General features: G+C 60.5%; 9 protein-coding genes and 1 pseudogene. 4 read left to right on the forward strand and 6 right to left on the reverse strand.

Features of this window, described 5'->3' with window-relative positions:
• Positions 1-120 (reverse strand): annotated as a pseudogene (locus tag KBY83_RS14865) (photosystem II q(b) protein); the annotation flags it as partial.
• A 433-nt stretch (positions 121-553) separates the two neighbouring features.
• On the opposite strand from KBY83_RS14865, the gene KBY83_RS14870 reads away from it, so the two are divergent.
• Both KBY83_RS14870 and KBY83_RS14875 read left to right on the forward strand, forming a co-directional pair.
• Positions 554-823, forward strand: a complete 270-nt coding sequence (locus tag KBY83_RS14870) for a hypothetical protein (RefSeq protein WP_255020343.1) — start codon at positions 554-556, stop codon at positions 821-823.
• Positions 824-1003: 180 nt separating this feature from the next.
• The gene (locus tag KBY83_RS14875; RefSeq protein ID WP_255020350.1) at positions 1004-1780 is read left to right on the forward strand and encodes a response regulator; all 777 of its coding nucleotides are present in this window, start codon (positions 1004-1006) and stop codon (positions 1778-1780) included.
• Positions 1781-1841: 61 nt separating this feature from the next.
• Here KBY83_RS14875 and KBY83_RS14880 read toward each other — a convergent pair whose 3' ends face one another.
• The 3 genes from KBY83_RS14880 to KBY83_RS14885 form a co-directional block, all read right to left on the reverse strand.
• Positions 1842-2126, reverse strand: coding sequence for a hypothetical protein (locus KBY83_RS14880; RefSeq protein ID WP_255020344.1), 285 nt, complete (start codon positions 2124-2126; stop codon positions 1842-1844).
• 4 nt (positions 2127-2130) lie between these two features.
• Positions 2131-2391 carry a DUF2811 domain-containing protein gene (locus KBY83_RS15555; RefSeq protein ID WP_396094136.1) on the reverse strand — a complete coding sequence of 87 codons (261 nt, stop codon included), beginning with the start codon at positions 2389-2391 and terminating at the stop codon, positions 2131-2133.
• 461 nt (positions 2392-2852) lie between these two features.
• Positions 2853-3059 carry a hypothetical protein gene (locus KBY83_RS14885; RefSeq protein ID WP_255020345.1) on the reverse strand — a complete coding sequence of 69 codons (207 nt, stop codon included), beginning with the start codon at positions 3057-3059 and terminating at the stop codon, positions 2853-2855.
• Positions 3060-3620: 561 nt separating this feature from the next.
• Between KBY83_RS14885 and KBY83_RS14890 the strand changes: the two genes are divergently transcribed.
• A complete protein-coding gene (locus KBY83_RS14890) occupies positions 3621-4034 on the forward strand; it encodes a phosphatase PAP2 family protein (RefSeq protein WP_255020346.1) in 414 nt (137 codons plus the stop codon).
• A gap of 190 nt (positions 4035-4224) precedes the next feature.
• Here the strand turns inward: KBY83_RS14890 and KBY83_RS14895 are convergent, their stop codons facing one another.
• Positions 4225-6417 (reverse strand): PhoX family phosphatase, encoded by a 2193-nt coding sequence (locus KBY83_RS14895; RefSeq protein ID WP_255020347.1) that lies wholly within the window; start codon positions 6415-6417, stop codon positions 4225-4227.
• Between the two features lie 7 nt (positions 6418-6424).
• A complete protein-coding gene (locus tag KBY83_RS14900) occupies positions 6425-7384 on the reverse strand; it encodes an esterase-like activity of phytase family protein (protein ID WP_255020348.1) in 960 nt (319 codons plus the stop codon).
• Between the two features lie 220 nt (positions 7385-7604).
• On the opposite strand from KBY83_RS14900, the gene KBY83_RS14905 reads away from it, so the two are divergent.
• Positions 7605-8342 (forward strand): RimK family alpha-L-glutamate ligase, encoded by a 738-nt coding sequence (locus tag KBY83_RS14905; protein WP_255020349.1) that lies wholly within the window; start codon positions 7605-7607, stop codon positions 8340-8342.
• Positions 8343-8440: the final 98 nt, after the last annotated feature.

Here is an 8440-nt window from a genome sequence, read left to right on the forward strand (position 1 = left end):
GCAGGGGATCATCAGCACACCGAACCAGCCCACATAGAGGCGGTTGTTGGTGGAGGTGACCCAGTCGCAAAACTGGTTCCACGCAGAAGCGCCTTGGCGCTGCTGAATAGTGGTTGTCATGAGAACGGTTGGGGAAGCGCTAACCAGGTCTCAGCTCGAAGGCCTTGACTGGAAGCGGTAGGTAGATGCGGGGCGGAATACCGCTCGCTCATCTGAACTTAACACCAATTCACATCTTCCGGCCCACTTGGAGGCTCAACTGGGCAGCAGCAGGGCTGATGGCACCGACAAGCCCGGCTGATCACCCCTATCCGGTGGTCGATGCAAAAGGTCCGGCACGGAGATCCCGTCTTGCAGGTTTTCGAAGAATGCCGCCACCGGGACCCTGGTGCCGCAGAGGTGCTCAATCACCCAACAGGCAGCCTTCTCTTGCAAGCCCCGTTTCGTCCCGCGGGGCAACCCGCCGGAGGCCAGTGCTTGATCTGGCGCACCTTGGTGTGCGTGGATAGACGTTCTTGGGTAGGTGCACCGCAAGGTGCGTCCAATAAAGCCAATGACGCCTGAGCTCGCAAACTGCGTACTAGAGGGACTCCTGCTGCTCCATGAGGAGCTGTCACAGGACCCTGAGTCGCCTTGGTACGTAGGCACACCAGATCAGACGCAGGTGCTGCATGACGAGCTCTGGATCTTGGCTGGAGAGCTCTACCCCCGCTCAAGCACTGCCTTGGTAGATGCCTGGTACCGAGCTGGTCGCTCGTCGTTACTGCCGGTGAACTGCACGGGCGAGCTGTTCAGCAGCCGGCACCTCCAGCTGGTGGGCTGATTAGGCCTGCTCACGCCGAGGGTGATGCAGAAACTAAAGACTGAGGCTTTGAGCCGTTAGGAGCAAGAGCAAGGAGCGGCGGATAGGGCAGCTGCTTATGTGACGATTCTTGTTCGCAATCCGCGATCAACGGAGATTCCACCTATTTGTTGCCGCATCTTGAGCGCTTGGTGTGTCTTGATCCCAGAACGTCGTACCAATACCATCCGAATACTGATCGCTGATGACGAGTCGAACATCAGGCGCATATTGGAAACGCGGCTGCGCCTAGCTGGCTTTGAGGTGGCTGCGGCAGTCAATGGGATGCAGGCGCTTGAACTCTTCCGCAGCTTTGAGCCGGATGCACTTGTTCTTGACGTGATGATGCCAGAGCTTGATGGTTTCGCTGTGACCGAGCGGATCCGAGCTCAATCAGAAGTGCCGATTATTTTGCTCACTTCTTTGGGTGATGTAGGCGACCGCCTCACTGGACTAAAGCTTGGCGCCGATGATTACATACTCAAGCCATTTAGCCCAAAAGAGCTTGAGCTACGTATTCGCTGTGTGCTGAGAAGAAGCTCTCCATTGCTTTTCAGCGGCAAGCAAATAAATAATGGCGCTGACCGAAAGCCTGCTAGCAGTCATTGGCTGATTGTAGGGAATTTCAGGGTTGATCTAACGCGCCGCAAAGCCTATCGCGGTGATGAGCGCATCCGTCTAACGGGAATGGAATTCAGCCTGCTAGAGCTATTGATTAAGCGAGCGGGTGAGCCAGTCAGTCGACTTGACATCCTCGAGCAGGTTTGGGGGTATAAGCCCACGAGATCTAACGACAGTCGAGTAGTAGACGTTCACATATCACGACTGCGCGCAAAAGTGGAGGAGGACGTAGAGGCTCCCGAGCTTATTCTTACAACGCGAGGCAAAGGCTACATGTTTCGGCGTTGCAGCCAGGAAGAAATGTCGCTCAAAGTATGAGCCCATGCTCGTGATCTCTCCATAAAGCAGTCAGGACTGGCCCCGGCAGCACCCCCTAAAGTTAACGTATAAGGCCAAGATATTTCAAGAGGTCTTGTTGCAAGCGGCGATGTAAAGGTGTGACATTGACCATGTTTTTTGGAGGTGAATTCAGTTCAATTCCAGACTTTTCTGCCTCCTTGCGAACCTGCCTCAAGACAGGTATCAGCAGCAAGGCCATCACGAGCGACATCAGCAGCAGCGCCGGAAGAACGCTGATGGTCATGGCAACAAAAACGGTCCCGGCCAGCATTTTACTGGCCAGCACCAGCCACTTCGGTTTGCTTTTGCCGGATAGATGTTTCATGGCCTCATCTTGATAGCGCTTCCGGCTCACCGAGCCCTTGGTTTGGTCCGCGAAACAATCCATCTAGGTAGTGCTTGACCACTGCGGGCTGCATCAGCCTGTACTGATCCCATTGCGGGTGATCAACGATGAATACCGCCATCGCATCTGGAATCCCAGTCATCAAGACGCCAACACAGAGCACCCTCCCGTCAAAGCAGTATCCCGCTGCGGAACTAGCGGAAGTGACCGCAAGACACTTGTGGCTGTCTTGGTTTTTGTTCATCGTGAACGCTTGCGAGCCTAATCCTTTGCCTCTGCTATGCCGCTGTCAAGCTCCGCTGCATTTTCCCAGGGCCGGGACCACAGCGCTTTCATTTTAGCGAGTCTCGCCTGAATCGCCTGTGTAATCCCCGCTGGCCGCAGAGCCCAGCTGAGCGAGGGTAAGACAAGCCTCGAGGAGGTGATTCCCTACGACCTACTGAACGTGACCCCGCCGATGGGTCCGCCCGAGGTGGTGGCAAACCTGCTGCCCTACATCGATGGCTTGCCCCTGGCGGCTGCCTACTCCAGCTAAAGCTGCTGCCCGCTGATCACCGGCTACGGCAAAATGTTCATGGCCGAGTTCAACTACAAGCAGGAGCCCGCCCCCTACTGGAACCGCATGCTCGCCGGTGCCCAGCACGAGCGGCGGTTTTGCCGGGAGTAAAAAGCTGAGCGCTACCAGGCTCCTGGCCATGGCCTAGATCACCCTTGGGCGCTGCGGGGCTGCTTGCTTGAGGAACGCAGTCCTGTGAACAGCTGGCAGAGCACGGTTTGCATCGCTGGCGGGAGGTTCAGGCCCGGATGGGAATGAACGGCCGTCACCACCAGGGCGCAGGCCTCCATCAGAGCTGTGGACTCGTCATTGGAAAGCACGATGAGGTGCTGTTGACCGGAGCGTGTAATCCGCACCGATTTTCTCCACGGATGAGTTGGCTGATCAACTTTACGGGGGCTCTGTAGTATTGAGGGCTACAGATTTGCCATGATTGCTGACTTTGAGCTCAGATTAATACGATCTTAATGCGATAGTTCTTCTTGCAGCAGCTGATTGTGCAATGGCGTGGGTTGCAATAAAGATCGGCATGGATCAGGAAGTCTTAACCATTGTCGGGCAGGATTACAAGCAGGCTATTCATCAAGCTCGGGCATGAAAAGGGTCATCTGGTTCAGCGTATTTTTGTCGGCCGGCTTGGAACTGGCCCAAGGCCCTGCCGCGCTCGCTCAAGGCCCCGTGTCAGCAGTAGGGCCGCAGCTTGAAGCAAAGCGCTATCTAGAGGCGATTGGCAATCCTCCCGCTGCTGGAAGCCTGGCAGAGGCGCACGACCTGGCAATCTTGCGCTGGAATCAGCGCACCAGAACGGCTGAGGGCTTCTCCACAGCTGGCGCTTTCTCAACCGCAATCTCAGTCCGTTTGAGCCTGCCATCGGCAGTGATCTGACCAAGACCGCACCCAAGCTCTCCAAGGCGCTGGTGCAGTATCTGGCACAGGTGGATTCCGTGAAGGACCAACTCAAAGACAGCCTTGCCCGGCCCCGGCCATTTGTGAGCCATGGCGAGTTCAAGCCCTGTCTTCCCCTCGAGGGGGGGTGGTCGTTTCCTAGCGGCCACGCAACTTGGTTTGCGACGGCCGGGCTGCTGTTGGCCGATATGCTTCCAGAACGGCGGGAGCGGGTCATGGCAGTGGGCTCGCAAGGGGGCTACGCCCGTGCTTACTGCGGTGTGCACTACCCCAGTGATGTGGAGGCCAGTCAGAGGCTGGCCCTGGCGATCAGCAGAGATGTGATCAAATCTCCCGAATGGAGAAGCTTCAAGCAACAACTTGCCGATGAACTTCAGCGGTTGTTGGTTGCTCGCCCGGCTGGCCTGCCATTGCTTTCCGATTGATGGCTAGGCAGCATCATTTGGGGCGGCGCTGGTCGCTAATAAGCGTGGTAATCCTGCCGGTTGCGATGGTGGGCTTGGAGGGGATTCCAGCTACGGTGTCCCAGGTGGAAGGTTTGCATCGGTGTTGGCGGACTAAATCCAGGTGCCGATGTTGAGTCCCACATGAGCTATCGATCCCAATCTGAGCTGCTCAAATAGAGGGAGCGTTCAGCGGTTGGTTGTTCAGCCGTCGGATCGCCACCACTCCTGGCCGGGGAGGCCGGCCAGGCACGCCTGAGGGCCAGTTAGAGCCCAGCGGCACCCAGCGCAGCTGATCGAAGCGTTGACCGTTTCGATCGACCAGGCTGTGGGCTTGGGCTTCCACCTCCTTGCCTTGGCGCACACCCTGGCCCTCGCCTGGGTGCTGCACCGCCAGAAACAGCGTGCGGCCATCGCTATCGAAGCAGGGCCCGCACAGCTCACACCCCACCGGACCGATCGCAAAGCAGAGGGCCTGTCCCGCCATTGCACCTGCGCGCGGCAGCAGCCAGCAGCTGTTGTTGCCGAACACATCGAGGTCCGCATCCCCAGAGCGATCGGTCACCAGCCAGAGGTTGCCGGATGGGTCGAAGGCGAGGTTGTCGGGATGGCTAAAACCGAGCCCGCCCTCCCAGGGCAGGCCGCCAGCGGCCACCATCCGCCAGCGGAAGCGGGCGCCTCGGCCAGCGCCGCCATCGCTCAGGCGCATCACCCAACCGTGGGGCCAGAGGGATTCGCCTTTGGGGCCGCGGAAGACCGCCGGATCACTGCAGCCGCCGTCATCACGGCCCGCCGCCGTGAAAGCGATCAGCAGGTCGCCGTTGATCGGGTCGATATCGGTGTCTTCTGGCCTGGGGCATGCGGTGGCACCAGCAGCGTTGGCGGCTAGATGGGCATCGATCAAGATCGCCCCCTGCTGTCGCAGCTGCGCCTGCACGTCATCGCCGCCCAAAGGGTAAAGATCGCCAAGTTTTTTGTACCGGCTGCAGTAGGCCTGCAGTGCGGAATCGCTGCTGAGCGCTTCACTGCCGCTGCGCTGGCGGTCGCTGTGGGGCAACACGACCGGCTGCTCCCAGCCAAAGCGTTCGTAATGACTGGGGGGTTGCGGCTGCACCGCCGTGGTGGCCTCCAGGGCAATCCAGGTGCCGCTGCCTTCTGCGTTGAAACGGGCCAGCTCCAGGCGCCCGGCTGCAAACAGCCGCGAATTGGTGCGATCGAGCGGGTCTTGCACGAGCCCCTCACTGACAAAGCGGTAAAAGTGACCGCCATGGCGATCGCAACCCAAATACACCACCAGCGGCTCCCCGGACCGCGCCACAACGGCAACGGCTTCATGGCGAAAGCGGCCCAGAAGACTGTGCTTAACCGCGGGTTTGCTTGGCTCGCGGGGATCGAATTCCACCATCCAGCCGTACTTGTTGCCGGCCAGCCCAAAGGGATTGCCGAGCCCGTCGAGGCGTGAACCATCCCAGCGGAACGGCCGCTTCTCGGGAGAAGCCGCCGAGCCATCGGCATAGACGGCCTCGGGTACCTGCGACTGAAAGTTTTCCTCAGCGCTCAGCACGGTGCCCCAGGGGGTGGTGCCGCCAGCGCAATTGGCAAAGGTGCCGATGATCCGATCACCCAGGCCGTCGCGGTAGCCAAGCGGCTGGCTGTGGCGAAACACCGCCGCCGCCGGACCGCTGCAGCGCAGTGCCTGCTCCTGCTGGCTGAGCCCGCTGAGCCCATCGATGCGCCGCTCATAGCGACTGCCGCCGAGGCGGCGCCAGCCTGAGCTCCCCTGCTCAAGCTCGAGCACGCCGATGCCGAGATCAGCCATGGCAGCACGGGCCACGGCCTCGATCAGCGAACGCAGCGGGTCGTTCGCAGTCAGGCTGGCCACGTCCACGCTGCCGCCGCGGCTGGCCAGGGACTGCTGCAAAGGCTCCAGCGGCAGAGTGGTGCCCACGGCTTCTGAAAAACCTGCCGACCAGGTCTGCGGGCTGATGTATTCGAAGTTGATACTCAACAAGGCCTTCCCGCCAGGCAGGGCCTGAAATGCCAGGTAGTCGTTGTTGAAGCCAAAGCGACCCGTGGCGAGAAGATCCCCCCAGACAGCAATCAGCTCGGCGCGATAGCCCTCGGGAACCAGCAGTTTGTCGTCGACGTTGAACGTCCGATAGATGCGCCGTTGGTCTGCCGCACTCAGCCCGTCAGCAGGCAGGGGCAGAGGTGCACGCACGGGCACAAAGGGCAGGGCAGCATCCCCCGCCGTGCCGCGACTGCGCACCTCAAGCTGCGGGAGCAGCATGGCAGCGGCGCTGCTGCCAGCACCGATGCCCAGTAATTCGAGCAGCTGGCGGCGTTTGAGCGCGGAGCGATTCATTGCTGTTTCATTGCTGGGGTGGCCCTGAGCAGCCCGGCAGCTGGCGCGGCGCCAGCCGGGCAAGGTGTGATCGTTGCAGGGGATTGAAGTTGTCGTCTGTCGCCAGCAGCAAGCTTGGTCGGCCATCGCCAAGGGGCGGAGCCGCCAGCAACACTTCCCAGTTATCTGGAGCAAGACCGAGCTGCAGCAGATTCCAGCTGATCAGTGGTGCCACGGGGGGGACTTCAGCGTTGCTGGTGGCGTTGGTTGTGATGGCGCTGGCTGGATACAGCACCAGTCGCGCCTGCCACTGATCGGGTGCCGTAAACCGTCGCCACAAACCGAGCAGTCCCTGCTTGCTGGCCAGGAGATCGGTGAGCCCCCAACCTCCAGGTGGCAGGGCCAAGGGGCGCAGCTCTGCAGGTTGCAAGGCGCCGCTGGCATCGGGCGCCCAGCGCAGCAGCCGTACGCGATCAGGTGGATCTTGCAGCAGGGGCTGTTCAGCCGCCATCAGCAAGGCCCCGTCTACAGGTGAACGGCTCAGGGACTCCGGGCCCCCATTGCTGCGCAGTCCACGCTTGGGTTGGAGGCGCCAATCTTGCGGCAACTCCCGGCTACTCAGAAGCGAACCTGCGGCCATGTCGTAGCGGAGCAACGCAGCGGGTTGGGCAGGTTGCAGCCGCCCCTCAGTGGCTACCCAAAAGTGCTGGGCTTCAACCACCAGCCCTTCGCCGTCCATGGGCTGCGGCTGCTTCAGCGGTAGGGGTGGCAGCGGCACGAGACCCTTCAGTCCGCCGGCTCGGAAGCCACGCCAGCGGCTGATGCTGCCGCGGGGAGCATCGCTCAGCAGCCACAACTCATCAACTTCTGGGCGGTAGGCCCCGGCCGAGAAGCCACCCCCCTGGCTTGGTTCGATCAGCCGCTGCTCGACAACCTCCCAGCCGGCAGAGAGTGGACAGGGCAGGGCAATAGGTGTGGGTGCGTCCATGGCGAGTGCTCAGGTCGACGCGGATATTTCAGTGGGGGTGGGCTTGAACTGGAAGGACATCGTGCCGATCACGTTCACCGCTCGGATTGGATCAAGGATGCTTCTGCTGTAGCAGAGCTACTGCTCTTTTGCCTGTTGCGCCTGCAGCGTTTCCCTGTGCTGAAAAGGCTTGTAGCCATGGCCTCGCCACGAGAAAAGTGAGTTCGTGGATGGGTCTGGCATGGATCTCTGGGTGCTTCAAAAGCGACCGACCGGAATGGTCGAGCCCTTTGAGCTGACGCGGTTGCGGGAGGAGGCGCGCTCTCTTGACATCCGCTTTGAGACCGTCGCACCAGAAGAAATCGATCTAATCGTTAGCCGTGGTGGCCGGCGATCAATTCGGCGTTGCGGCGCTGAGGTTCAACTCCCCGATGTCTTGCTGCCCCGCACTGGTAGTGGCACGGATTACTTCTCATTGGCGATCCTGCGCCAGCTGGAGCACCTGGGTGTGGCTGTGGTGAATCGCAGCAGCGCCATCGAGGCGGTCAAGGACAAGCTCTACGCGCACCAAATCCTCGCCCAGAGTAATTTGCCAATCCCACGCACCATGTTGGTGCGCTTTCCAGTCGATCCCCATCTAGTCGCCCAACAGATTGGGTTTCCCTGTGTCATCAAGCTGCTGGTTGGCTCTTATGGCGACGGGGTTGTGCTCAGCCGTGACCCAGCCAGCTTCCGTGACCTGATGGAGCTGGTCTCCGGGCTGGATCGCTCCCAGAGCCTGATCCTGCAGCAGTACATCGGTACAAGACCCGGAAAGGACCTGCGGGTCTGGGTAATTGGCGGCCAGGTTATTGGCGCCATGTTGCGCAGCAGCACCGATGGCAGTTTCAAGGCAAACATCAGTAGGGGTGGTGATGGGCAGGCATTTCCGCTTAACCCAGAGCTGGAGCGACTAGGAGCGTGTCGCAAGTTGCGGTGAGGCCAGGAAGCGGTGATTGAGCTCCTGTGATTGCGGAATATCCGATCGCAGCCGTGGGGACATGAACCAGGACCTCAGGCCGTTGCCAGCGATGCCCG

It is taken from the genome of Cyanobium sp. WKJ7-Wakatipu (assembly GCF_024345355.1).
In the GTDB taxonomy this organism is placed as follows: Bacteria; Cyanobacteriota; Cyanobacteriia; order PCC-6307; family Cyanobiaceae; genus Cyanobium_A; species Cyanobium_A usitatum.

What these genes read in the sequence shown, in the direction of transcription:
- KBY83_RS14905 (WP_255020349.1), top strand. Translation starts at nt 7,605, where the DNA reads ATGGATCTCTGGGTGCTTCAAAAGCGACCGACCGGAATGGTCGAGCCC.
- KBY83_RS14880 (WP_255020344.1), bottom strand. Translation starts at nt 2,126, where the DNA reads ATGAAACATCTATCCGGCAAAAGCAAACCGAAGTGGCTGGTGCTGGCC.
- KBY83_RS14900 (WP_255020348.1), bottom strand. Translation starts at nt 7,384, where the DNA reads ATGGACGCACCCACACCTATTGCCCTGCCCTGTCCACTCTCTGCCGGC.
- KBY83_RS14895 (WP_255020347.1), bottom strand. Translation starts at nt 6,417, where the DNA reads ATGAATCGCTCCGCGCTCAAACGCCGCCAGCTGCTCGAATTACTGGGC.
- KBY83_RS14870 (WP_255020343.1), top strand. Translation starts at nt 554, where the DNA reads ATGACGCCTGAGCTCGCAAACTGCGTACTAGAGGGACTCCTGCTGCTC.
- KBY83_RS15555 (WP_396094136.1), bottom strand. Translation starts at nt 2,391, where the DNA reads ATGAACAAAAACCAAGACAGCCACAAGTGTCTTGCGGTCACTTCCGCT.